The organism is Ensifer sp. 1H6, from assembly GCF_001976035.1.
GTDB lineage: Bacteria > Pseudomonadota > Alphaproteobacteria > Rhizobiales > Rhizobiaceae > Ensifer > Ensifer canadensis.
On record NZ_MOAI01000014.1, the window covers coordinates 16,147 to 41,484 of the forward strand.

The 25,338-nt window shown below is 62.9% G+C and carries 17 protein-coding genes and 4 pseudogenes; 1 reads left to right on the forward strand and 20 read right to left on the reverse strand.

Going from position 1 to position 25,338, the window contains the following annotated elements:
- Positions 1–26 precede the first annotated feature (26 nt).
- The 9 genes and pseudogenes from recN to aqpZ form a co-directional block, all read right to left on the reverse strand.
- Positions 27–1,700, reverse strand: a complete 1,674-nt coding sequence (gene recN / locus BKP54_RS17515; protein ID WP_025427715.1) for a DNA repair protein RecN — start codon at positions 1,698–1,700, stop codon at positions 27–29.
- Between the two features lie 20 nt (positions 1,701–1,720).
- Entirely contained in the window at positions 1,721–2,587 is an 867-nt protein-coding gene (locus BKP54_RS17520) for an outer membrane protein assembly factor BamD (protein ID WP_025427716.1), read from the reverse strand.
- A gap of 172 nt (positions 2,588–2,759) precedes the next feature.
- Positions 2,760–3,713: a UDP-3-O-acyl-N-acetylglucosamine deacetylase gene (gene lpxC / locus BKP54_RS17525; RefSeq protein WP_025427717.1), complete on the reverse strand. Its 954-nt coding sequence runs from the start codon at positions 3,711–3,713 to the stop codon at positions 2,760–2,762.
- A gap of 337 nt (positions 3,714–4,050) precedes the next feature.
- Positions 4,051–5,259, reverse strand: coding sequence for a hypothetical protein (locus tag BKP54_RS17530; RefSeq protein ID WP_348626746.1), 1,209 nt, complete (start codon positions 5,257–5,259; stop codon positions 4,051–4,053).
- A 90-nt stretch (positions 5,260–5,349) separates the two neighbouring features.
- Positions 5,350–5,900, reverse strand: a pseudogene (locus tag BKP54_RS37320) (hypothetical protein); the annotation flags it as partial.
- A gap of 126 nt (positions 5,901–6,026) precedes the next feature.
- Entirely contained in the window at positions 6,027–7,358 is a 1,332-nt protein-coding gene (ftsA, locus tag BKP54_RS17535; RefSeq protein WP_025427719.1) for a cell division protein FtsA, read from the reverse strand.
- A pseudogene (gene ftsQ / locus BKP54_RS17540) lies at positions 7,355–8,259 on the reverse strand (cell division protein FtsQ). The gene ftsA and the pseudogene ftsQ overlap by 4 nt, the downstream one beginning before the upstream one ends.
- Positions 8,260–8,291: 32 nt before the next feature.
- Positions 8,292–9,218 carry a D-alanine--D-alanine ligase gene (locus BKP54_RS17545; protein ID WP_025427721.1) on the reverse strand — a complete coding sequence of 309 codons (927 nt, stop codon included), beginning with the start codon at positions 9,216–9,218 and terminating at the stop codon, positions 8,292–8,294.
- A gap of 332 nt (positions 9,219–9,550) precedes the next feature.
- Complete coding sequence (gene aqpZ, locus BKP54_RS17550) at positions 9,551–10,237, reverse strand: aquaporin Z (RefSeq protein ID WP_025427722.1); 687 nt, start codon at positions 10,235–10,237, stop codon at positions 9,551–9,553.
- Between the two features lie 323 nt (positions 10,238–10,560).
- Between aqpZ and BKP54_RS17555 the strand changes: the two genes are divergently transcribed.
- On the forward strand, positions 10,561–11,871 hold the full coding sequence (locus tag BKP54_RS17555) for an MFS transporter (RefSeq protein ID WP_025427723.1): 1,311 nt from the start codon (positions 10,561–10,563) through the stop codon (positions 11,869–11,871).
- 118 nt (positions 11,872–11,989) lie between these two features.
- On the opposite strand, the gene BKP54_RS17560 is transcribed toward BKP54_RS17555, so the two are convergent.
- The 11 genes and pseudogenes from BKP54_RS17560 to BKP54_RS17610 form a co-directional block, all read right to left on the reverse strand.
- On the reverse strand, positions 11,990–12,436 hold the full coding sequence (locus BKP54_RS17560) for a hypothetical protein (RefSeq protein WP_025427724.1): 447 nt from the start codon (positions 12,434–12,436) through the stop codon (positions 11,990–11,992).
- A 297-nt stretch (positions 12,437–12,733) separates the two neighbouring features.
- Positions 12,734–13,708: a UDP-N-acetylmuramate dehydrogenase gene (gene murB, locus BKP54_RS17565; RefSeq protein ID WP_025427725.1), complete on the reverse strand. Its 975-nt coding sequence runs from the start codon at positions 13,706–13,708 to the stop codon at positions 12,734–12,736.
- Positions 13,709–13,710: 2 nt separating this feature from the next.
- Positions 13,711–15,120 carry a UDP-N-acetylmuramate--L-alanine ligase gene (gene murC, locus BKP54_RS17570; protein WP_025427726.1) on the reverse strand — a complete coding sequence of 470 codons (1,410 nt, stop codon included), beginning with the start codon at positions 15,118–15,120 and terminating at the stop codon, positions 13,711–13,713.
- Positions 15,117–16,241 (reverse strand): undecaprenyldiphospho-muramoylpentapeptide beta-N-acetylglucosaminyltransferase, encoded by a 1,125-nt coding sequence (gene murG / locus BKP54_RS17575; protein WP_025427727.1) that lies wholly within the window; start codon positions 16,239–16,241, stop codon positions 15,117–15,119. The genes murC and murG overlap by 4 nt, the downstream gene beginning before the upstream one ends.
- Positions 16,242–16,244: 3 nt before the next feature.
- Complete coding sequence (gene ftsW / locus BKP54_RS17580) at positions 16,245–17,399, reverse strand: putative lipid II flippase FtsW (RefSeq protein WP_025427728.1); 1,155 nt, start codon at positions 17,397–17,399, stop codon at positions 16,245–16,247.
- Positions 17,400–17,498: 99 nt separating this feature from the next.
- Positions 17,499–18,890, reverse strand: coding sequence for a UDP-N-acetylmuramoyl-L-alanine--D-glutamate ligase (gene murD, locus BKP54_RS17585; protein ID WP_025427729.1), 1,392 nt, complete (start codon positions 18,888–18,890; stop codon positions 17,499–17,501).
- 7 nt (positions 18,891–18,897) lie between these two features.
- Positions 18,898–19,997, reverse strand: a pseudogene (mraY, locus tag BKP54_RS17590) (phospho-N-acetylmuramoyl-pentapeptide-transferase).
- Between the two features lie 236 nt (positions 19,998–20,233).
- Complete coding sequence (locus tag BKP54_RS17595) at positions 20,234–21,673, reverse strand: UDP-N-acetylmuramoylalanyl-D-glutamyl-2,6-diaminopimelate--D-alanyl-D-alanine ligase (RefSeq protein ID WP_025427731.1); 1,440 nt, start codon at positions 21,671–21,673, stop codon at positions 20,234–20,236.
- A gap of 1 nt (position 21,674) precedes the next feature.
- Positions 21,675–23,137: pseudogene (locus BKP54_RS17600) on the reverse strand (UDP-N-acetylmuramoyl-L-alanyl-D-glutamate--2,6-diaminopimelate ligase).
- 67 nt (positions 23,138–23,204) lie between these two features.
- Positions 23,205–24,953 (reverse strand): penicillin-binding protein 2, encoded by a 1,749-nt coding sequence (locus BKP54_RS17605; protein ID WP_025427733.1) that lies wholly within the window; start codon positions 24,951–24,953, stop codon positions 23,205–23,207.
- Positions 24,953–25,336 (reverse strand): hypothetical protein, encoded by a 384-nt coding sequence (locus BKP54_RS17610; RefSeq protein ID WP_025427734.1) that lies wholly within the window; start codon positions 25,334–25,336, stop codon positions 24,953–24,955. The genes BKP54_RS17605 and BKP54_RS17610 overlap by 1 nt, the downstream gene beginning before the upstream one ends.
- Between the last annotated feature and the right edge of the window lie 2 nt (positions 25,337–25,338).

Consider the following 25,338-nt stretch of genomic DNA (forward strand, 5'->3'; position numbering starts at 1 on the left):
AACTTGGCGAGAAGGCGTAGCGGGCACTAACCGTTGCCGGAAAGCAATCGGGCGGCGGCCGCCCTCGCCTCTTCGGTGATCGAGGCACCGGCGAGCATGCGGGCGATTTCCTCGGTGCGGGCCTTGTCGTCCATTCGGGCGACGCGGGTCGAGATCATCTCGGCCTTTTCGGTCGATGGTCCCTTGGAGATCAGCAGATGCGTCGCCGCGCGTGCGGCAACCTGCGGCGCATGGGTGACCGAAAGCACCTGCACCGTGCCGGAAAGGCGCTTCAGTCGCTGGCCGATGGCATCCGCGACCGCGCCACCGACTCCGGTGTCGATTTCGTCGAAGACGAGGGTCGGCGCCGAGCCGCGGTCGGCAAGCGCCACCTTCAGCGCCAGCAGGAAGCGCGAAAGTTCGCCGCCCGAAGCCACCTTCATGATCGGCCCCGGCCGGGTGCCCGGATTGGTCTGGACATGGAATTCGACCAGATCGATGCCGTCGACGGTCGGCTGGGCCGCATCGCTCTGCACTTCGACCATGAAGCGGGCACGTTCGAGCTTCAGCGCCGGCAGCTCGGCCATGACTGCAGCAGACAGCGCCGACGCCGTGTTCTGTCGCTTGTCGGACAAGGTGCGCGCCGCAGCGTCGAAAGCCACCCGTGCCGCAACAACCTGCATGTCGAGTTGCTTCAGCTTCTCCTCGCCGGCATCGAGGTCGGCCAGGTCGGAAATCATCCGCACCGCCAGCGCCGGAAGCTCGGCGACCGGCACGGAATATTTTCGGCTGGCGCCACGAAGCGCAAACAGGCGCTCCTCCACCCGCTCCAATTCCTTCGGGTCGAATTCGGTGTTGCGCAGCGCTCGCTCGACGGCCATTTGCGCATCCGAAAGCTGGTTCAGCGCGGCATCCAAGAGCTCGACGGTTTCTTCCAGCAGCCCCGGCGCCTCATGGCTCTTGCGCTCCAGCCGGCGCACCAGCGAGGCAATCAATGGAACCGGCGAGCCGTTGCCGTTGAGAAATTCGGAGGCTTCGTTGATGTCGCCGGCGATCCGCTCGGACTTCATCATCCGCGCGCGCTTTTCGGCAAGCTCGTCCTCTTCGCCATCGCGCGGGCTGAGCTTTTCCAGTTCTTCGACAGAGGAGCGCAGATAGTCCGCTTCGCGTGCTGCCGCCTCGACGCGCTCGCGATGCTTCTTCAGTCCGCGTTCGGCATCTTTCCAGGCGCGGTAGAGGCCGGAGACCTGCTCTGCCTCGTCGGTCGTGCCGCCAAAGGCGTCGAGAAGCGTGCGGTGCGCGTCGATATCGACAAGCGCGCGGTCGTCATGCTGCCCGTGGATTTCGACCAGTGTCTGGCCAAGTTGCCGCATCAATTGAACGCTGACCGGCTGATCGTTGACGAAAGCCTTGGTGCGGCCATCGGCCGACTGCACGCGACGGAAAATCAGATCGCCATCATCGTCGACGCCGTTGTCACGCAGCATCAGCCGTGCCGAGTGCCCCATCGGCACGTCGAAGACCGCCGTCACCTGGCCCTTGTCCGAGCCGTGACGCACGAGCGAGCCGTCGCCGCGCCCGCCAAGGGCCAGCGACAGGCTGTCGAGCAGGATCGATTTTCCGGCACCTGTCTCACCGGTCAACACGGACAGGCCGGCCTCGAACGCCAGATCAAGCCGTTCAATCAGGACGATATCGCGGATCGAGATCTGGGCGAGCATCCGGGGTCAAATCTTCCGTGTCAGGCGCCGATCAGCTTCTTGCCTGCGCGCGCAATCCAGGAATTGCCGCTTTCGCGAGGCTCGAGGCCACCCGACTGCAACAGCTTGAAGGAATCACCATACCACTGGCTGTCCGGATAGTTGTGTCCGAGAACGGCGGCAGCGGTCTGCGCTTCGGAGGCCACGCCCATTGCGTAATAGGCTTCGACCAGACGGGCCAGTGCTTCTTCGACCTGGTTGGTATTGGGATACTTCTCGACGACGGTGCGGAAACGCGACACGGCGGCGAGGTATTCCTTGCGCTCGAGATAATAGCGGCCGACCTGCATTTCCTTGCCGGCGAGCTGGTCGCGGGCAAAGCGGATCTTCGCCTGGGCATCCTCGACATATTGCGAGTCCGGATACTTGTCGACGACGGCCTGCATCGCCTCGATCGCCTTAAAGGCCGGCTTCTGGTCCTGCGTCACGCCCGGGATCTGCTTGGTATAGGCAAGCCCCTGAATGTACTGCGCATAGGCCGCATCTTCCGACTGCGGATAGAGGTTCAGGTAGCGCCCGGTGGAATTGATCGCCTCCTGGTACTGGCCGTTGCGATAGCTGACGAAGGCGTTCATCACGAGCGCCTTGCGCGCGTATTCGGAGAAAGGATGCTGCCGGTCGAGCGCTTCGAACTTGCGCGCCGCTTCCGTGGTCTTGCCGGCATTGAGGTTGGCGAGACCCTGGTTGTACAGCACCTCCGGCGGATCGGTCTCGGCCGTCAGCTTGGTGATGTCGATATCGGGATCGTTCTGGCAGGCGGTAATCAGGGCGCTGCCGGCAACGGCCGCGACTACCACGGCGAACACACGCGCTGACTTTTTCAAATCAACAGAAACTGCAAGAACCATCGGATATTCCCGTTCCATTCTGCGGGCATCGACCCCGCCAGACATGCGCTTTTAGAGCAAGTTGCCTCAATGCCGCAACGTCATGATCGGTGATTCATGCAAATTTATGGCGGCGCCGACATGAAAATGCCGGCCTTTCGGCCGGCGACTGGAGGAGAGTGTCTTTTTGTTGTTATGCGGACCAGGGCGCGAAGCCCGGAACTGCAACCGCAACCATGTCGCGCGCACGGGTGCGCTGACGTGGCGTGGCGGTTTCGACGACCTCGTAGGCCGAGGGATCACTGAGCAGAGCCTTGAGCACATTTGCGTTCATCTTGTGACCACCGCGATAAGAACGGTAGCAGCCGATAAACGGTGCGCCGGCAAGCGAAAGGTCGCCAACGGCGTCGAGCGTCTTGTGGCGCACGAATTCGTCCGTATAGCGAAGGCCTTCGACATTGATGACCGAATCGTCATCGGAGATCACGACCGAGTTTTCCAGCGACGAGCCCAGCGCGTAGCCGGCAGCCCAGAGGCGCTCGACGTCGCGCATGAAGCCGAAGGTGCGGGCACGCGACAGTTCGCGCTTGAACACCGAAGGCGTCATGTCGCCCTTCCAGGCCTGGCGACCGATCAGCGGGCAGTCGAAATCGATCTCGACCTCGAAGCGCATACCGTCATAGGGCGTGAATTCCGACCAGGACGCACCTGATTCGATCCGCACCGGCTTGATCACGCGGATGTAACGACGCTTGACCGCCAGCGCGCGAACGCCCACCTGCTCGATCGCATCGATGAAGGGTTCGGAGCTGCCGTCCATGATCGGCATCTCGGCGCCATGAACCTCGATGGTGAGGTTGTCGAGGCCGAGCGCGTAGATGGCGGCCATCACATGCTCGATGGTTGCGATCGAGGTGGCCGGCGACATGCCGAGAACGGTGCAGAGATCGGTGTTGCCGACCTGCGAGGAAACCGCCTTGAACTCGCTCAGGCGGCCGTTGGCGAGAACGCGCTGGAAAACGATGCCCGCATCGGCTTCGGCCGGATGAAAGGTGATTTCCACCTCGGCGCCCGAATGAACGCCAATTCCCTTGAGCGTTACCGGGCTAGCAATCGTGGTCTGAAATCCGAGCAGTTCGATTCCCATTCTCGTCGTCACTTTCAATACCTATGGCCATAAGGCCCAAACATCAGGCGGATGCAGCGGTTTTCAGGGCGCAAGAAAGGCGCCCGAGAGTTTCGGCCCAAAGGCCGGAACTCTGCGTTTCGAACAGACAGCGCGTGATCGAATCGCATGCATCCCCAATTCCGAGCTTGAAAATAGTGGTTCTGAGGCACCATTCCAAATCACTGTTCGTTTCGTTTTGTTACGCATCTGTAACACGCCGTTCGACGCCGGCAACCTATTGAAAGAATGCTAGAAATACAAAAATGCCCGGGCGGTAGCCCGGGCATTCGGCAAGGTGAAGGAACGGGCCTTCAAATCAGTTCGATTGACGGCGCAGGAACGCCGGGATCTCGAGCTGATCATCTTCGTGCGAGCGCGCCTGCGGTGCGGCGCGACCGTGATCGTCAAGCTGGCCGCGACGCGGCGCATAGAGGCTGGCCTCCGGCGAAAGCGGACGGCGCTGCTGGGAAGCCGCACTCGGCGCACCGGCCGTCATGTCGGCGTTGACGCTGGGGCTTTCCCTTTCGCGCAGGCCGAGCGAGCTGGTGATGCGGTTGAGAAGACCCATCGGGCCGCGCTCTTCCTGCAACTGCGGCGCCGGCTGGGCGCGCTGGTCCATCTCGGCCTTTACGACGGGCGGGAAGTCCTCGACCTTCGGCATGCGAACCGGCTCGGCCTGCTGGCGCATCACCGGAGCGATCGGCTCCTGGCGCTGAACCGGCTGCGGCTGGACCTGTGCGTGAACCGGCATTTCGACCGGACGCTGAACTGGAGCCGGCTGGCGCATGACCGGAGCGGCTTCTACCGGTGCGGCACCGGCAAAGAGCTTGCTCTGGGGACGAAAGTCGTCGTGAGCCTGCTGCATCGGAGCCGGAGCCTGGGTGGCGGCGCGGGTTGCGATGTCGAGTTCGCGTTCCATTTCCGCTTCGCGGATCGCAAGCGCGATCTGGTCGACGGAGTTCTGCTGCTGCACCGGCTGGGCGACCGGCTGCTGGACCGGAGCGGGCTGGTGCTGGGCAACCGCCGGCTGCTGTGCCGGAATGGCTGCGGACGGACGGATGATCGGCTTCTGCGCTGCTACCGAACGAAAGTCGGCCGAACGACCGGCTACCTCCGCGGCCGTGCGATCGATACCGGTGGCAACGACCGATACGCGGATCAGGCCTTCAAGTTCTTCGTCGAACGTGGCGCCGAGGATGATGTTGGCGTCCGGATCGACTTCTTCGCGGATGCGGGTCGCAGCTTCGTCGAGTTCGAACAGGGTCAGGTCGCGACCACCGGTGATCGAGATCAAGAGGCCCTGTGCGCCCTTCATCGAGGTTTCGTCGAGCAGCGGGTTGGCGATCGCAGCTTCGGCAGCGGCCATTGCGCGGCCCTCGCCCGAGGCTTCGCCGGTGCCCATCATGGCGCGACCCATTTCGCGCATCACCGAGCGGACGTCGGCGAAGTCGAGGTTGATGAGGCCTTCCTTGACCATGAGGTCGGTGATGCAGGCAACACCCGAATAGAGGACCTGGTCGGCCATCGCGAACGCATCGGCAAACGTCGTGCGGTCATTGGCGATGCGGAAGAGGTTCTGGTTCGGGATGACGATCAGGGTGTCGACCGACTTCTGCAGTTCGGCGATGCCCTGGTCGGCGAGCCGCATGCGGCGCTGGCCTTCGAAATGGAAAGGCTTGGTGACGACGCCGACAGTCAGGATGCCCTTGTTGCGGGCGGCCTGCGCGACGATCGGGGCTGCACCGGTGCCGGTGCGCCGCCCATGCCGGCGGTGACGAAGCACATGTGGGTGCCATGCAGGTGATCGATGATCTCATCAATGCACTCTTCAGCAGCCGCGCGGCCGACTTCCGGCTGCGAGCCGGCGCCCAGACCCTCGGTCACGGCGACACCCATCTGGATGACCCGTTCTGCCTTGGTCATGGTCAGCGCCTGCGCGTCGGTGTTGGCAACGACGAAGTCGACGCCTTCAAGACCCGCTGTGATCATGTTGTTGACGGCATTGCCGCCGCCGCCGCCAACACCAAAGACGGTGATGCGGGGCTTCAGCTCCGTGATATCCGGCTTCTGCAAGTTGATAGTCATAGTACCCGTTCCTTCTGTTTTCTGGCCGCCTTGCCGAGCCGACCAAATCCTTGAAATTCCAACTTTGTCTTCGTCCAGCATCGTCCCTGTTCGGTGCCGGCCGTACTCCGCGCATAACCCCGAAAATCGTCTGCGATTTTCGGAAAGGCTTATGCACGTCACAAACCTTAGAGCGCGCTTTGCACGTCCATCCGGACGCGCGGCGCTCTAAAAACTTTCCTTCAGCCACTGGCCCATGCGGGCGATGCGGCCGTTGCCGTTGCCGATCGACGAGAACATGCCGCCCTGGGCCGCATGCGTTTCGAGGTCGGCGACCTGCGGATAGATCATCAGACCGACGGCCGTGGAGAACGCCGGTCCCTTGGCAGCAGCCGGCAGCCCGGAAACTCCGAGCGGACGGCCGATACGAACATTGCGCGCCAGGATGCGGCGTGCCGCTTCCGGCAGGCCGGTCAACTGGCTGGCGCCACCCGTCAGCACGATGCGCTTGCCGACGATCGGGCTGAAGCCCGAGCGCTGGATGCGGTCGCGGATGAGCTCCAGCGTTTCCTCGATGCGGGCGCGTACGATCCGCGACACCAGAGCGCGCGGCACGTGGGTCGGCTGGTCGCGGTCGTCCTCGCCGATCGGCGGGACCGAGACGATGTCGCGCTCGTCGGCGCTGTTGGGCAGGGCCGAGCCGTGCACGACCTTCAGCCGTTCGGCGTCTTCGATGCGGGTCGAAAGACCGCGCGCCAGGTCCGTCGTCACATGGTGGCCGCCGAGGCTGACCGCGTCGGCGTGAACCAGCTTGCCCTCGGCAAAGACCGAGATCGTCGTCGTGCCGCCACCCATGTCGATCGCGGCGCAGCCGAGTTCGACTTCGTCATCGACAAGAGCCGCCAGACCGCTGGCATAGGGCGTCGCAACGATGCCCTCGACCGAGAGATGCGCTCGGTTGACGCAAAGTTCGAGATTCTTCAGCGCCGCCCGCTCCGCGGTCAGCACGTGCATGTCGACGCCGAGCACGTCGCCGAACATGGCGAGCGGATCGCGGATGCCGCGCTCGCCGTCGAGCGAGAAGCCAGTCGGCAGCGAATGCAGGATGGCGCGGTCGGAACGCAGCGATTGCTGGCCGGCGGCCGACAGCACTCTCTTCAGGTCGCTGGCATCGACTTCCTGGCCACCGAGGTCGATGGTCGCGGTATAGACGTCGCTCTGCAGGCGGCCTGCGGAAATGTTGACGATGAGGCTGTCGATGGTGAGGCCGGCCATGCGCTCGGCCGCATCGACGGCGAGCCGCACGACGCTTTCGACCGCATCGAGATCGGCGACGACGCCGTTCTTCACGCCGCGGGATTTCTGGTGGCCGATGCCGATGATCTCGACGCTATGCGTGCGGTTCGGCAGGATCTGGCTTTCGGCGCGCGGCGTCAGCCGGCCGATCATGCACACGATCTTCGTCGAGCCGATATCCAGCACCGAGACGACATGAGACCGCTTCGAAGAAAGCGGCTTCAGGCGCGGCAGGCCAAAGCTGGAGGAACCGAACAAACTCATATCCGCCCCTCTTTCTTTCTCTCCGTCTCCTGCGCCTTCAGCATCTTGTCCCTCGCCTTCAAGGCAACTTCGCGCCGGGTGACCGCATCCGGCGTCAATTGAACTGTGGTTCGATCTTCCAGCCGCAGATCGACTGCGGCGATGTCGCGCTCGAGCAGCTGGTGCTCGCTTTCCATCTCCGACAGAACCTTCATCGCACGGGCGACATCGTGTTCCGGCAGCTTGACGACGATGCCGTTGTCGAGGCGCAGATCCCAGCGACGGCCGGCGACGCGCACGAAGGCCCTCACCCGCGAGCGAATCTCCGGCCAGCGGGAAAACTCGTCGTAGAAATCGGCCGCTGCCGTCTCGGCGTCGCGGCGACGAACAGCGGCAGGGCTGCAAACTTGTTGTCGCGCAGCGGCGCAATCGCGCTGCCGCTGCGCTCGATCAGCGACAGGTCGGAGCCGTGCTGCCAGATGCCAAAGGCCTTGCGCTCGGTGAGCGTGACTTCGATCGTGCTCGGATAGACCTTGCGAACCGTAACGCCCTGCACCCAGGGCAGTTCGGCGATCAGCTTGCGCGCTTCGATGATGTCGAGCGCCACCAGCGACGTCGTGCCGTCAAGGCCGAGCTGCTGCAGGATATCGATCTCGGAGGTCTGCTCGTTGCCGGAGACGCGCACGTCCTCGATGGCAAAGCCGGCCGCCGTCGTCGATGCCTGCGCGACGTTCTGTGTATGGCCGCCGAGCGACATGCCGTAAAAGCCGGTGGCGGCGAAAAACGCGACGGCAGCGATCGTGCCGGTATGGGCTGGAAAGCGGACGCGGCCGCTGCCGAGGCTGACCAGGAAGCGAACGGCCTTGCGAAGCGGCCGCGGCAGAACGCGTGCGCCATCCGCCTCGGCAGCAACTGCGCCCAGCGGGTCACGAACTCTCTTGCCCCTTTTGCCCCTTACCGCAAGCACGAAGCGTCCTCCACCATCCAAGTCAGAAACTCGCCAAAACCAAGGCCAGCATGCTGAGCCATCTCGGGCACCAGGGAGGTTGGGGTCATGCCGGGCTGGGTGTTGATTTCCAGCCAGATCAATTCGCCTTCACCGGAGGTACGGTCGTCGAAGCGAAAGTCGGATCGGCTGACGCCCCGGCAACCGATTGCCTGATGCGCCTTCAATGCGAGTGTTTGTATTTTTTGGTAAATATTTGGTGAAACCTGTGCCGGAATGACGTGTTGCGAGCCACCTTTTACGTATTTGGAATCATAATCGTAGAAGGCGTGGCCCTGCGGGATGATTTCGGTGACGCCAAGCGCCTTATCGCCCATGACGCCGCAGGTGAGTTCGCGGCCGGCGACATAACGTTCGACCATGATTCGGTCGCCATAACGCCACTCGCTCGAGGTAACGACCTGCGGCGGATGCGACTGATCTTCCTTGACGATGACGACGCCGAAGCTCGAGCCTTCGCTGACCGGCTTGACGACGTATGGCGGGCGCATCGGATGTTTCGGACCAAAGCCCCGGCGATCCATCACCAGCGCTTCGGCAACCGGAACACCGGCGGCGGCGGCCACGTGCTTGGCCTGCGCCTTGTCCATGGCGAGTGCGGAGGCCAGAACGCCAGAATGGGTGTAGGGAATTTCCAGATATTCAAGAATGCCCTGGATCGTGCCATCCTCGCCGAACGGACCGTGAAGGGCGTTGAAGGCGACGTCCGGGCGCAGCGCGGCCAGAACCGAAGCGACATCGCGCGCGACGTCTACACGCGTAACGCGGAAACCTTCCGCTTCCAGAGCATCGGCGCATGCAGCCCCGGACGACAGGCTCACCGGTCGCTCCGAAGAAAATCCGCCCATAAGGACAGCTACATGCTTGCCGTTCATTCATACCCCCGAAAATACGTCACTATCGCAACGCTTGCTTGCGCCTGGCTGAATCCGGCAACGCGAGTCACCGGTGGCCATCGGAGGCACTAGAACGGCATTATAGTTAATGAACCGTTTACTTTTATTAACCTTAGTCGGGAAACGATCGGTAGCCGTGCTCGAAAACGTTGCGATTACAACGCTTTCTGGCACGAAATCAGCGCGTTGGCGCGGCCTGTTTACACAAAACACAAACCGCTAAAAAATGAAGGCCCCGCACCAATTCGGTGCGAGGCCTTAACGATTGGCGGTATTTTCGGCTTAACGATCAGTCGTTTTTGCCGAAGCGATTAATCGTCTTCACCGACGATTTTCCAGACGATTCCCGCGATCGCGGCGCCGACGATCGGAGCCAGCCAGAAGAGCCAAAGCTGCGAAAGCGCCCAGTCTCCAACGAATAGCGCCTGCCCTGTGGAGCGGGCCGGATTGACCGATGTGTTGGTGACCGGGATCGACACCAGATGGATCAGCGTCAACGCCAGGCCGATGGCGATCGGCGCAAAGCCTGAGGGCACGCGGCCATGGGTGGCACCGAGAATGATGAACAGGAAGAAGAAGGTCATCACCACTTCCATCACCAGCGCGGCCGTCAGCGAATAGCCGCCGGGCGAATGTTCGCCATAGCCATTGGCGGCAAAGTCGCCGAGCTGGAAGTCCGCCTTGCCGCTGGCGACGACGTAGAGCACGGCTGCAGCGACGATCGCGCCCAGCACCTGGGCGATGATGTAGCCGATGAGGCTGGAGGCTGGGAACTTGCCGGCAACGGTCAGACCAACAGAAACGGCCGGGTTGAAATGGCCGCCGGAAATGCCGCCGACGGCATAGGCCATGGTGAGAACGGTGAGGCCGAAGGCGAAGGAAACGCCGAGCAGGCCGATCCCAACAGCCGGAAACGCAGCCGCCAGCACCGCACTGCCGCAGCCGCCGAAAACGAGCCAGAATGTACCGAGAAATTCCGCAGAAAGCTTCTTGAACATGCATTCGCTCCCGAAAACCGAAGCTGATCGCTTCAATCGCCCAGAGTTTGCCACATTTTGATTCCGGTCAACCCCGGTTGTGACAGGGATGTCATCGCCCGCAAAACACGAAACCGCACGCCGGGCCTTCACTTGTCTGCCTATTTTAGGAGCAGCCGTGCCTATGATTCGCGCGAGCCATGCACCCTCGGAATAATGCTGCGCCACCCCTCGGATTCGTTCGCATTTCTTACGAATTCAGGGTTTCAACATGCGGAAACTTGCGTTAAGACGCCCCGACCGCCTCCCAAGACGGCATGACATCCATATCAGGAACGACAACAATGACAGACGCGACAACCTCCCTGTCGCCGAAGGATAGCGCGTTGCAGACGCCGGCAGTGAACTCCCCTGCCCGGGTGCTGTTCGCCAGCCTCGTCGGCACCACCATCGAATTCTTCGACTTCTACGTTTACGCCACCGCAGCGGTGCTCGTATTCCCGCATCTCTTCTTTCCGACGTCCGACCCGACATCGGCCATGCTGCAATCCTTCGCCACCTTCTCCATCGCCTTCTTCGCCCGCCCGTTCGGCGCAGTGATCTTCGGCCATTTCGGCGACAAGGTCGGCCGCAAGGCGACGCTGGTCGCAGCGCTGATGACCATGGGCATTTCCACCGTCGTCATTGGCCTCTTGCCGACCTACGCGTCGATCGGCGTCGCGGCCCCGCTCTTGCTCGCCCTTTGCCGCTTCGGCCAGGGCCTCGGCCTCGGTGGCGAATGGGGCGGCGCCGTGCTGCTCGCAACCGAGAACGCGCCCGAGGGCAAGCGCACATGGTATGCCATGTTCCCGCAGCTCGGCGCCCCGATCGGCTTCATCCTGTCGGCCGGTACCTTCCTCATCCTCGGCGAAGTCATGACAGATGAGGCCTTCCTCGCCTGGGGATGGCGCGTGCCCTTCATTGCCAGCATCCTGCTGGTTATCGTCGGCCTCTATGTCCGCCTGAAGATCACCGAGACGCCGGAATTCCAGAAGGCGATCGACAAGCACGAGCGCGTCCAGGTTCCGATCGCGCAGATCTTCCGGTTCCACAAGCGCAGCCTCGTGCTCGGCACCTTCGTGGCGCTTGCCACCTTCGTCTTGTTCTACCTGATGACGGTGTTCTCTTTGTCCTGGGGCACGGCCAAGCTCGGCTATTCGCGTGAGCAGTTCCTCGTCGTGCAGATGACCGGTGTCGTCTTCTTCGGCCTGATGATCCCGGTCTCGGGCATCCTGTCGGACCGCTACGGCCGCCGCCTGGTGCTGATCATCACCACCATCGGCATCGGCGCCTTCGGCCTGGTCATGGCACCGCTCATGGCCGGCGGTCTCGGCGGCGCCTTCCTGTTCTCCATCCTCGGCCTCGGCCTGATGGGGCTCACCTATGGTCCGATTGGCGCAGCACTCGCCGCCCCCTTCCCGACCTCGGTGCGTTATACCGGCGCGTCGATGACCTTCAACCTCGCCGGCATCTTCGGCGCGTCGCTCGCGCCCTACATCGCCACCTGGCTTGCGACCAACTACAGCCTCGACCATGTCGGCTACTATCTGCTGGGGGCCGCTGCGATCACGCTCGTTTGCCTGGTGCTGTCGACGGAAGAAGAGGTTTCGGCCTGATTTCTGTTGCGCCTCGCCACACACGCGGCCTGTTCCACAAAAAACGAAAGAGCCGCAGCGACAACGCTGCGGCTCTTTCCGTGGGCCAGTTCTGGTAGCCAAGTCTCCGACCAGTTGCCTAGTCCGAACTTGCTCCGATGAAGATAGTTGCAGTTGCATCCGTTCTGAAGAGAAACGCGAAGTCCCAAAACACGGGATAGGCGGGATGCCCGTTGCTAAGCCAGAAGGTCTCGATTGTTGCTGATGTCTTGACCATCGTGTCGACCTGCGCCTTGAGCAGCTCAACTAAGGAAGTGAATTGTCCGGATTTAAGTGCTGTACTTGATGGACCAGCGCTAGAGTCACCAACATACAGCACGGCTTCCATAACCTCCGGCCACACCGACCCACTTTGTACTTCTTCTATTCCGCCCAACACAGCTCCTGTCCCCAACACCATCTGAACAATTGCAGTTGAATCTATCTGGCTCCCCAGTTGCACCTCGTACAACTTCAGAAAAACGGAATAATTTGTTGAACCAGCATTCAAAATGGCAGCGATTTTTCCCAGAGTTCCCTGATCCATTGTTAGTCCAGACGTTAGAGTATGCGGAAGTTAGCAGGTGCCAGCTTGGTTGCGGCACGTCATGACAAGTTGGCTTTAGCCCGCGACCCTCGTTGCCAGCAAGCTCTGATCTTGTCTCCCTGAATCCAATTTCCTGGATCCAGCCTCCGCGCAAAGATGCCGACCTGGACCCGTGGATGCGAGGATCAAGCCCAAGCATGACGGCGAGAGAAAGAGACTCCGGCTGAGGACGCCAGAAAAGCGAAAAGGGCCGCAGCGTTGCCGCTGCGGCCCTTCATAAAACTATTCCCATAAGCCTCAGGCGATGCCGCGGCCGAGGAATTCCTTGATCTCGTAGCCCGGCATGAAGGTACCGATGCGCTTGATTTCCCACTCCAGCCGAACACCGGAATGTTCGAGCACGCGGTTCCGCACGGTTTCGCCGAGATATTCGAGCTCGTAGCCCGTCGCCTGACCGGTGTTGATCATGAAGTTGCAATGCAGCGGCGACATCTGCGCGCTGCCAATCATCATGCCGCGGCAACCCGCTTCGTCGATCAGCTTCCAGGCCGAATGTCCCTCCGGGTTCTTGAAGGTCGATCCCCCCGTCTTTTCGCGAATCGGCTGCACGGTTTCGCGGTGCTGGCGCACGGCGTCCATGTCGGTGCGGATCTTGTTCTTGTCCTCGGGATAACCTTCGAAGATGGCGTGCGTGAAGATTAGGTCCTTAGCCGCCGCGGAATGGCGATAGCCATAGCCCATGTCGGCATTCGACAGCACATGCGTATTGCCCTGACGATCGACCGCGTGCACCTCGACGACGCGCTCGCGGGTCTCCGAGCCGTTGGCGCCGGCGTTCATGCGCAATGCGCCGCCGATCGCGCCAGGAATGCCGTAGTAGAAATAGAAGCCGCCGATGCCGTTATCGAGCGCCATCGCCGCAATGTTCTTGTCCGGGCAGATCGCGCCGGCCTTGATGCGGTTCTCGCCGACGAGTTCGAGATCGCCAAAACCCTTGGCCGAAAGCCGGATGACGACACCAGGAATGCCACCGTCACGAACCAAAAGGTTCGAGCCGACACCCATGACCATGACGGGTACATCAGCCGGAACCAGCTTCAGGAAGGTGATGAGATCGTCAGTGTCGTGCGGCTGGAACATCAGCTCGGCAAGACCGCCGGCGCGGAACCAGGTCACGCGATCCATCGGCGCATCGGGCGTGATGCGGCCGCGAACGGCGCTGACTCCGCTTCCGAGTGCTTCGAGTAGTTTCTGACCGTTGACCTGTTTCATGCTCAATTTCCTGAAATGTCTGCGAGTTCCCGTGGCAGGGCAGCGGCCCAGTAGGTGATGCTGCCAGCCCCCAAGAGAACCACAAAATCACCCGGCTGCGCAATCTTGCTGACAACCGGCGCGATTGTTTCGGGTCCGACCACATGCCGGGCGTCGCGATGACCGCCGGCCTTGATGCGGTTGACGAGCTCTTCGGCGTTGACGCCGTCGATCGCTTCCTCCCCGGCCGCATAGACAGGCGCGATCAGAACCGTGTCGGCGTCGTTGAAGCAGGCTGAAAAATCTTCGAACAGGCTCGCAAGGCGCGAGTAGCGGTGCGGCTGGTGCACGGCGATGATGCGGCCCTGGCATGCCTCGCGCGCCGCCTTGAGCACGGCCTTGATCTCGACCGGATGGTGGCCGTAGTCGTCATAGATGCGCACGCCGTTCCAGTCGCCGGTAAAGGTGAAGCGCCGCTTGACGCCGCCGAAGGAGGCAAGCCCCTTGGCGATCGCCTCGGGGCTGACGCCGAGGCGCTGGGCGACCGCGATCGCGGCCGTGGCGTTCGACACATTGTGGCGGCCGGGCATCGGCAGGCGCAGATCCTTCATCGAGATCACCTGGCCGGTGCGGCGACGGCGGATCTCGATATCGAAGACGGAAGTGGCACCGTCCATGCGGATGTTGAGGAAACGAACGTCGGCCTGCGGGTTTTCGCCGTAGGTGATGACCTTGCGGTCCTCGATCTTGCTGACCATGGTCTGCACTTCGGGGTGATCGAGGCAGAGCACGCCGAAACCGTAGAATGGCACGTTCTCGACGAACTGGCGGAACGCGGCGCGCACGGCGTCGAAATTGCCGTAGTGGTCGAGATGCTCAGGGTCGATGTTGGTGACGACGGCGACATCGGCAGGCAGCTTGAGGAAGGTGCCGTCGGACTCGTCGGCCTCGACCACCATCCACTTGCCCTCACCCATGCGGGCATTGGTGCCGTAGGCATTGATGATGCCGCCGTTGATGACGGTCGGGTCGAGCCCACCGGCATCGAGAAGGGCAGCAACCATCGAGGTCGTCGTCGTCTTGCCGTGGGTGCCGCCGATGGCGATCGCATTGCGGAAGCGCATCAGCTCGGCCAGCATCTCGGCGCGGCGCACGACCGGCAGCAGTTTTTCACGGGCGGCGATCAGTTCGGGATTGTCCTTCTTGATCGCGGTCGACACGACGACCACTTCGGCATCGCCGATGTTCTCGGCCTTGTGGCCGACGTAGACCTCGATGCCCTTTTCGCGCAGCCGCTGGACATTGGCGCTATCAGACTGATCGGAGCCCTGCACCCGGTGACCGAGATTGTGCAGCACCTCGGCAATACCGCTCATGCCGATACCGCCGATACCGATAAAATGAACCAGACCGATCGTCTTCGGCATTTTCATGAGCGCTTTTCCTTGAATGTCTCGACTGTCAAACCGCTGGCAATAGCCTCTACCATCGATGCAAGCAAGCGCGCGGCGTCCGGCTTTCCGGTTTCGCGCGCATTGGCGGCCATCTGCGCCAGCGATTGTGGATTGGCCATGGCCTCAGCAAGAATGCCGGCAAGGCGCTCGGCGGTCAGCTCCGCCTGGGCGATCACCTTTGCGCCGCCCTTGGCGGCAATCGCCGCGGCATTGGCCGCCTGATCGTGATCGAGCGCATAAGGATAGGGAACGAGGATCGCCGGCCGGCCGATGACCGCAAGCTCGGAAACCGTCGAGGCGCCCGAGCGGCAGATGACCAGCTGGGCGCCGGCGATGCGCTCGGCCATATCGGTGAAGAACGGCGAGACCTCGGCGGGAACGCCGAGCTTCTCATAGGTGGCGATGACGCCGTCGCGATCTTCCGGACGCGCCTGCTGCGTCACCGTCAGCCGCTGGCGAAGTGCGTCGTCGAGACGGCAGATCGCCTGGGGGATCGCCTTCGAGAAATATTGCGCGCCCTGGCTACCGCCGAAGACGACGAGATGGAACGGCGCTTCGCCCGCCGCCGCGACATAAGGCACCTTGGCAGCATCGAGCACGGCCGGACGCACCGGGTTGCCCGTCGTCACCGTCTTGGCGGCAAAGGTACCGGTGCCCTCGGGCAGGAAGCCGCCGGCGATCGCCTTGACGCGGGAGGCGAGCGCCTTGTTGGCACGACCCATGACAGCGTTCTGTTCATGGATCATCGACGGCACGCCCATGCCGGTTGCCGCCAGCAGCGGCGGCACGGTCGGGTAGCCGCCGAAACCGACGACGGCCTTCGGCCGCAGCCGGGCGATCAGCCGGCGCGCGGCACGCATGCCGGTCCAGAGCGTCCACAGCGAGCGCACGACATGAATGGGGTTCTTCGAGCCGATGGTTGCCGACGGCACCACATGCACCTCGTCTGCCGGGAACTTGCCGGCGAAACGCTCGGCGCGACTGTCGGTCACCAGATGCACCGAATAGCCGTTGGCCTTCAGCTCATGGGCGAGCGCCTCGGCCGGGAACAGATGGCCGCCGGTACCCCCGGCGGCAAGAAGGATAATGCCTTTGGTCATTCTTTACTCCGCCGGCACGCCAATGCCGGACCGAAACAGGCTACGCTCCACGGCGCGCTTCTCTGGGCGATGGCGCGTGAGCGCCAGGATGAAGCCGGCGGTGACGCAGATCGCCACCATGGACGAGCCGCCATAGGAGATCAGCGGCAGGGTCATGCCCTTGGCCGGAAGCAGTTCGAGGTTCACGCCGATGTTGATCATCGACTGGATGCCGATCTGCAGCACGAGGCCGGCAACGGCGAAGCGGTTGAAGTCGTTGCGCTCGCGGAAGGCGTGGTTGAGGCCGCGCAGCACCAGGAAGGCGAAGATCATCACGATCAGCATGCAGAAGACGATGCCGAATTCTTCAGCCGCCACCGAGAACACGAAGTCGGTGTGGCTATCGGGAATGATGCGCTTGACGATGCCTTCGCCCGGACCGCGGCCGAACCAGTCGCCGCGGATGATCGCCTCGCGCGCCGTGTCCATCTGGAAGGTATCGCCCTCCCCGGTCAGGAATTTGTCGATACGGCCGGCCACGTGCGGCAGCATGGTATAGGCGACGAAGAAGCCGCCGAAGGCAGCGCCGGCGAGCACGATGATCCACAGCCACGGCATGCCGGCCATGAAGAACATGCCGCCCCAGACCGCGGTCGTCAGGATCGTCTGGCCAAGGTCGGGCTGGGCGACGAGCAGCGCGCCGACAATGCCGAAGAGCAGGATGGCAAAGAGATTGCCGGGAATTTCCGGCTGGCGCGCATGTTCCGAAAACAACCAGGCGCAGACGACCACGAAGGCTGGCTTCATGAATTCCGAGGGCTGGATGGAAATGCCGGCGATTGAGATCCAGCGCATCGAGCCCTTGACCTCCTGGCCGATGAACAGCACCAGCACCATCATCGCGAGCGACACGCCGAGCAGGATGATCGCGGCGCGGCGCACCTGCCTCGGCGACAGGAAGGAGATGGCGACCATCACCACCAGCGACGGCAAGAGGAAGACGGCGTGGCGCTTGACGAAGTGGAAGCTGTCGAGGCCGATGCGCTCGGCGACCGCCGGGCTTGCCGCAAACGACAGCATGAAGCCCACGCCCATCAACAGGATGAAGGTCGCCAGGAAGAACCTGTCGATCGTCCAGAACCAGTCGGCCACAGGGCCACGTTCGGCTCGGCTTACCATCTGTCAGTCCCCTTTATCAGGCGCGCCTGCGCCAAACGTCCGAAACCCCGGCATCACCGCCACCCGTCGCGCGCCGGATGGGCGCGCGGACGGCGAGCGTCAGATCAGCATCGTCACGCCCTGCAATGCCTTGACGTGCGTCACGAAGGCATCGCCGCGTATTTCAAAGTTCTTATACTGGTCGAAACTTGCGCAAGCCGGGGATAACATCACCGCCGACGCGCCTTTGTCATCGTGCTCGGCATCTGCTGCGGCATGCGCCACGGCCTTTTCCAGCGTGCCTGAAATCTCGAAGGGCACCGCCTCGCCGAGCGTTGCGGCAAAGGCCGGTGCGGCCTCACCGATCAGGTAGGCCTTGACGATCTTCGGGAAGAACGGCGACAGCGAAGTGATGCCGCCCTCCTTCGGAAGGCCGCCGGCGATCCAGTAGATGCGCTCGTAGCTCGACAGCGCCGGGGCCGCTGCATCCGCATTGGTCGCCTTGCTGTCGTTGACGAATACGACAGCACCCTTGCGGCCGACCGGCTGCATGCGATGCTTCAAGCCGGGGAAGCTTTTCAGCCCCTGGCGTATCTCGTCTTCGCTGACATCGACGGCAAGGCATGCGGCGATTGCCGCGGCAGCATTCTGCGCATTATGGCCGCCGCGCAGCGTCTGGATGCCATCGAGATCTACGAAGAGCCGCGACGTTCCGCCGTGCGCCTCAAGGACGCGCGAGCCTTCGGCATAGATCCCGTCGGCCAGAACATGCCGGCGCGAGATGCGAACCACCTTGGTGCCCGCCCGCTCGACGCGATCGGCAATCAGTGCGCAGAAGCTGTCGTCGACACCGACGATCGCCGTGCCGCTGCCGGCCACCAGCCGCTCCTTGATATCGGCATAGTGCTGCATGGTGCCGTGCCGATCGAGATGATCGGGCGTGAGATTGAGCAGGATACCGGCCGTCGGGTTGAGCGTCGGCGCCAGATCGATCTGGTAGGACGAGCACTCGACCACATAGAAGCGGCCGGCCTTCGGGGGCTCAAGCGTCAGTACGGCCGTGCCGATATTGCCGCCGAGCTGGGTGTCACGGCCGCTTTCCCTCAGGATATGGGCGATCAGCGCCGTGGTCGTCGATTTGCCGTTGGTGCCGGTAATGGCGATGAACGGGGCATCGGGCGCCTGCGCCCGGCGCTCGCGCACGAAAAGCTCGACATCGCCGATGATCTCGACGCCAGCGGCATGCGCGAGGTCGACGGTCCAATGCGGCTTCGGATGGGTCAGCGGCACGCCGGGCGAAAGCACGAAGGCGGCAAAGGCACGCCAGTCGATGCCGTGCAGGTTCGCTGTCGGCACACCCGCCTCGCCGGCCTTGGCGACGCTGTCGGGATTGTCGTCCCAGGCCGTCACCTCGGCGCCGCCGGCGACGAGCGCCTGCGCAGTCGCCAGCCCCGAACCACCAAGCCCGAAAAGAGCGACCTTCTTGCCCCTGAATGTGCTGACCGCGATCATCGTCCGCTCACCGCAGCTTGAGGGTGGACAGGCCGACCATCGCAAGGATGACGGCGATGATCCAGAAGCGGATCACGACCTGGCTTTCCGTCCAGCCCTTCTTTTCGAAGTGGTGGTGGATCGGCGCCATCAGGAAGACGCGGCGCCCGGTGCGCTTGAACCAGAACACCTGGATGATCACCGACAGCGTTTCCATGACGAACAGGCCACCGATGATGATCATGACAAATTCATGCTTGACCGCGACGGCAACGGTGCCGATCAGGCCGCCGAGCGCCAGCGAACCGGTATCACCCATGAAGATGGCGGCGGGCGGCGCGTTGAACCAGAGGAAGCCGAGGCCGCGCCGATGACGGCGCCGAGGATGACGGCGAGCTCGCCCGTGCCGGGCACGAAATGGATCTGCAGGTAATTGGCGAAAACGGCGTTACCGGCGAGATAGGCGATGAGGCCGAAGGCGGCCGCCGCGATCATGACGGGCACGATGGCAAGCCCATCGAGACCATCCGTCAGGTTCACGGCATTGCCGGCGCCGACGATGACGAAGCCACCGAACAGCACGAAGAAATAGCCGAGATTGATCACGAGGTCCTTGAAGAACGGGAAGGTGACCGAGGAGCCGAAGGTCGAGCCGGCAGCACCGCCCGAAAGCGACGCCTGCATCATGAAGAACACGGCAATCGCGGCGATGATGAACTCGAAGCCGAGACGCGCCTTGCCGGAAAAGCCTTTGTCCGACTGCTTGGTGACCTTGAGATAGTCGTCATAAAAGCCGATGGCGCCGAAACCGAGCGTGACGAGAAGGGTCGAGACCACATAGACGCTGGAAAGATCGGCCCACAGAAGCGATGACACGACGATGCCCGCAAGGATCATCAACCCGCCCATCGTCGGCGTGCCGGCCTTCTTGAAATGCGTCTGCGGACCATCGGCGCGGATAGGCTGACCCTTGCCCTGACGGATGCGGAGGGAGGCAATCATGCGCGGACCGAAAAGGAAAACGATCAAGGCCGAAGTGAAAAGCGCTGCACCGGTACGGAACGTGATGTAGCGAAAGAGATTGAAAAACTGAAAGTGGTCCGCCAGTTCCACGAGCCAGATGAGCATAAGGGACCTTTCCCCAAAGGTTTAAAATCGGACACCGTCCAACAGAATCATCTGAAAAACGATACGCGCTTGTATGCGAAAGTGTTAGGCCGCGCTGCCTAACCCAAGGCTGTATCCACCGCCGCCAGCATCGGCGACGACCACTACAACGCAGCGCGCCGCTTGAGGCACGCGAAGATCGTTGTCGTCATTTGGTCGACTGCATCATTGCCGCTGAACCGCTTGCAGTCCGGCAATCACGCAGTTGCTTCGTCCCCCTCGGCCTCGGGCTCCGGATAGGCTTCGATCAGCGCATGCACGATCTTGCCGCAGCCCGTGCCCTTCGAAGACTTGATCATCACCACGTCGCCGGTCGCAACCGCGCCGAGTGCATAGGCCTTCAGTTCGTCCACCGTTTCGCGGTAGACGACGGAGATTTCCGGCGGCAACGCGTCGCGCAGGTGGGCCATCAACGGCCCGGCAAGCCAGACATCGGTGATGCCGGCTTCGACGAGAGGTTTGGCGAGCGCGGCATGAACGCCGGCGGCGTGTTCGCCCATCTCCAGCATGTCGCCGAGCACGGCGATGCGGCGCCCGCCCGGCGCCGGTGCTGAATCCTGCAGCAGCGAAATCGCCGCGCGCATCGAGCTCGGATTGGCGTTGTAGCTCTCGTCGATCAGCGTCAGTGTGCCCGCGCCGATCAACAGTTGGTGCCGGCGGCCCCTGCCCGTTTCGGCCTGCATCGTCGCCAGCGACGAGGCGGCGTAGTCGACATCGGCGCCGACCAGCTTCACCGCCGCGAGCACGGCCAGCGCGTTCTCGGCGATATGACGTCCAGGAGCGCCGATGGTGATTTCCATCGTCCGGCCGCCAAGGGCGGCCCAAAGCACTGAACCGTCCGCCGCACCGGCAAACTCGACGAGGCGGAACTCCGCCTTCGGGTTGACGCCGAAGGAGTGGATATAGCTGACGCCAGCCGTACCCGCGGCCTTTTCGAGCAGCTTGTACTGGGCACTGTCGTGGTTGATGACCGCGTGGCCGCCATTGACGACGCCCTCGAAGATCTCGGCCTTGGCCTCGGCGATCTGGTCCAGGCTGTCGAAGTTTCCGAGATGAGCGGCAGCGATGCTGGTGACGATTGCCACATGCGGGCGGACCATCTTCGTCAGCGGCCGGATCTCGCCCGGATGGTTCATGCCGATTTCGAAGATGCCGAAATCGGTGGCCTCGGGCATGCGCGCAAGCGTCAGCGGCACGCCCCAATGATTGTTGAACGAGGCCACGGAGGCGTGCACGCGCCCTTGCGGCACCAGCACGTGCCGCAGCATCTCCTTGGTGGTGGTCTTGCCGACGGAACCGGTGACGGCGATGATCTTCGCAGCACTGCGGTCGCGCGCCGCGCAACCGAGCCGAATCATCGCTTCAAGCACGTCGTCGACGACGATCAGTGGCGCGCTGAGGCGGCCGAGCGCCGGCAGTTTGCCTTCGCTGACAACGAGGAGTGCGGCGCCATTGGCGAGCGCAAGGCCCGCATAGTCGTGGCCATCGACCCGGTCGCCCTTGATCGCGAAGAAGGCTTCGCCCTTGCCGACCGAGCGGCTGTCGATCGATATGCCGCTTACTCCTTCGGGCAGGTTTCCAACCGGACGGCCGTTCATTGCGGCCAGAAGATCGCTGCTTGTCCAGAGCCAGTTCAAATCACAGACCTCCCAATGCCTTGCGGACTTCCGCATGATCCGAGAACGGCAGCGTGACGGAACCGACCGTCTGGCCTTCCTCATGTCCCTTGCCGGCGACGATCAGCGTGTCGCCGCTTGTCAACATGCCGACGGCGGCACGGATCGCTTCGGCGCGGTCGCCGATTTCGGTTGCACCTGGAGCCGCAGCCATGATTTCCGAGCGGATCACCTCAGGCACTTCCGAGCGCGGATTGTCATCCGTGACGATCACGACGTCGGCAAGCCGCGTGGCGATCTCGCCCATGATCGGTCGCTTGCCCTTGTCGCGGTCGCCGCCGCAGCCGAAGACCACGATAACGCGGCCCGTCGTGAACGGCCGCACCGAGGCCAGCACATTTTCGAGCGCATCGGGCTTGTGGGCATAGTCGACATAGGCAAGCGCGCCGTCCCTGGTCTGGCCGACCAGTTCGAGGCGGCCGGAGGCACCCTGCAGCTTTTCAAGCGCGGAGAACGCCGCCTTGGCGCTGATGCCGGTGGAGATCGCAAGTCCCGCCGCGACAAGCGCGTTGGCAACCTGGAAATCGCCGGCAAGCGGAATATGGATTTCGAAGATGTCGTCGCCGACATGCACTTCGGCCGACTGCTTGTGGCGGAAATGTTCGACCCGCTTCAGCGAGATGAATTCGCCCTTGCGGCCGACGGTGCGCACGTCGAGCTTGGCCTTGCGGGCAGCCGCAATCGCCTGTTCCGACCACTGGTCGTCGGCAAAGACAACCGCGGGCGCGCCCTTCGGCAGTAACGCTTCGAACAGCCGCATCTTGGACGCCATATAGTGCTCGACCGTCGGATGGTAGTCCATGTGGTCGCGGCCGAGATTGGTAAAGGCCGCAGCCGAAAGCTTGACGCCGTCGAGCCGGCTCTGGTCGAGGCCGTGGCTGGAAGCCTCCATCGCCGCATGGGTGACGCCGGCATCTGCGAGTTCGGCAAGAAGCTTGTGCAGGGAAACCGGATCGGGCGTGGTGAGAGAACCGTAGTCGTTGCGGCCGGGCGCCACCACGCCTGTCGTGCCGATCATCGCGGCAGCAAGGCCCGAATGCGCCCAGATCTGCCGGGTGAAGGAGGCGACCGAGGTCTTGCCGGCCGTGCCCGTCACCGCAACCATCGTCTCAGGCTGGCGACCGTAGAACGCGGCGGCGGCGCGCGCGAGAAAGGCGCGCGGGTTGCCGAGCGAAAGAACGGGTGCGGAGGATCCATCAGGCTTGACGCCGGATTCAGCGACGACGGCAACGGCGCCGCGCGCAAGCGCGTCGACGATATAGCTGGTGCCGTTTGCCTTGGTGCCGGAGACGGCGACGAAAAGATCTCCTGGCTGCACATGCCGGCTGTCGGCCGTAATGCCGGCAACTCGATCTGCGAGGAAGCGCCATCCAGTTGCGCAGAAAGTTCAGGGAAGCTCGTTCCCGCCAGGTCTTTTATCTTCATGAACCGCACGTCTCACATCGCTCTCAATTCGCCGGAATCGCGAATCGTCCGCATTCTCATTTCATGCCTAATAAGACACAAGCATGGCAGAACCATCTTCTCCGAACTTCGGTTCGACGCCGAGAAGCGGTGCGGAGCGGCTGATGATGTCGCGAACCATGGGCGCGGCATTCGAGCCGGCGGTCCGTCCGCCGCCTTCGCCGGTCTTCGGCGCGTCAATGAAAGTCAGCACGATGTACTTCGGATTGTCGATCGGAAACGCTGCGAGAAAGGCGTTGAAGTTCTGGTCGCTGGCATAGCGGCCGTTGACGACCTTGTCGGCCGTGCCGGTCTTGCCGCCGACGTTGAAGCCCGGCACCTGCGCGCGCTTGCCCGAACCGGCGATGCCGTTCCAGCGAAGCAGAAAGCGCATGTCGTCGCTGGTGCTTTTCTTGACGACCGTCGTCGCCAGTTCATCGGCCTGCTCCTGCGAGCGTGGCAGGAAGGTCGGCGGGATCAGCTTGCCGCCGTTGACGAGCGCGGCACCTGCGACAGCCGTCTGCAGCGGCGTCGTCGAAACGCCGTGGCCGAAGGAGATGGTGATCGAGTTGATCTTCTTCCATTCGCGCGGCTGGCTCGGGGATTTGACTTCCGGCAGCTCGGTCGGCAGCTTCGACAGCAGGCCGATCCGGGTCAGAAATTCCTTGTGGCCGGGAATGCCGATCAGGTCGGCGATCTTGGCGGTGCCGATGTTCGACGAATACTGGAAGATTTCCGGAACGGTCAGCACCCGGCGCTTGCCGTGGAAGTCCTTGATGGTGAAGCCGCCGATGCGGATCGGTGCCGAGGCGTCGAAGCTGTCGTTGAGCGTTACCTTGCCGGAATCGAGACCCATGGCGATCGTGAACGTCTTGAAGGTGGAGCCCATCTCGAACGTGCCGTTCGACATGCGGTTCATCCAGCCCTCTTCGGCACCTTCGGCCGGCTTGTTCGGGTCGTAATCGGGGACCGACGCCAACGCCAGCACTTCGCCGGTATTGACGTCGAGCACCACGGCCCCGGCGGCCAGCGCCTGGTAGTTCTTCATGCCGGCATCGATGACGTCGCGCACGATGTTCTGCACCCGAACGTCGATCGACAGCTTGACCGGCTCGAGCTTGGCATCGCTGGTCATGCCGATGGCGGCGAGATCGGCGAGCCCCTGCCCGTCGATGTAGCGCTCCATGCCGGCAACACCGCGGTTGTCGATGTTGACGTGGCCGAGAACATGGGCGGCGGTCGGGCCGCCCGGATAGAAGCGGCGCTTTTCCGGCCGGAAACCGACGCCGGGAATGCCGAGCGCCAGGATTTCGCTCTGCTGCTTCGGGGTCAATTGGCGGCGCAGCCACTGGAAGCGCGATTTCGACTTCAGCTTGTTGTAGATGTCGCGGGCGTTGAGATCGGGCAGCACGGTTGCAAGCCGCTCGACCGCCTCATCCGCATCGACGATCTTGTGCGGCTCGGCATAGAGAGAGACCGTGCGGATGTCGGTGGCGAGGATCTCGCCGTTGCGGTCGAGAATATCCGGGCGCGAGGCCATCAGATTGTCGGCGCGGCCGATACTCGAAACCGTCTCCGGCTGCGCCATGCCGTATTGCACCAGGCGGCCACCGATGACCGCATAGACGATGCCGAAGCTGGCGATGATGATCGCCACGCGGTTCTTCGCCTGATTGGTGGTCTTCTTGCGTGTGCCCTGGAAGGTGACGTTGAGCTTGGCCTCGGCCGGCAGGTTGTTGCCGCCTGCGGAGAAATGCGCCTTGCTCTTCAAGACCATGATGCGGGAGAGAAACGACATCAGCGCGCCACCGAACCTGTTGCGATATTATCGGTCTTTTTCTCCGACGCCTTGGCGGCGGCGAGCTTCTTTTCTTCTTCCGTCGGCGGCACGTCGGCCTTCAGCATCGGCAGCTCCTGCGGGCGCACGAGTTGCGTCGACGGCGTCGGTGCCAGTTGCAGATCAGCGCCGAAGGCGCCAACCAGACGTTCCAGCCGGTTCGGCTGCGTCAGCAGCGCCCAGTCGGCGCGCAGAAGGTCGATCGTGTCTTCTTCCAGCTTGATGGCGGCATCGAGCCTGCGCACCTCTTCCAGCTTGTTTTCGGCACGATGCTTGATCGTGTAGGTGACCGTGGCGGCTGCCGTCATGACGACGATCAGGACTATGTCGAGTGTTCGCAGCATAT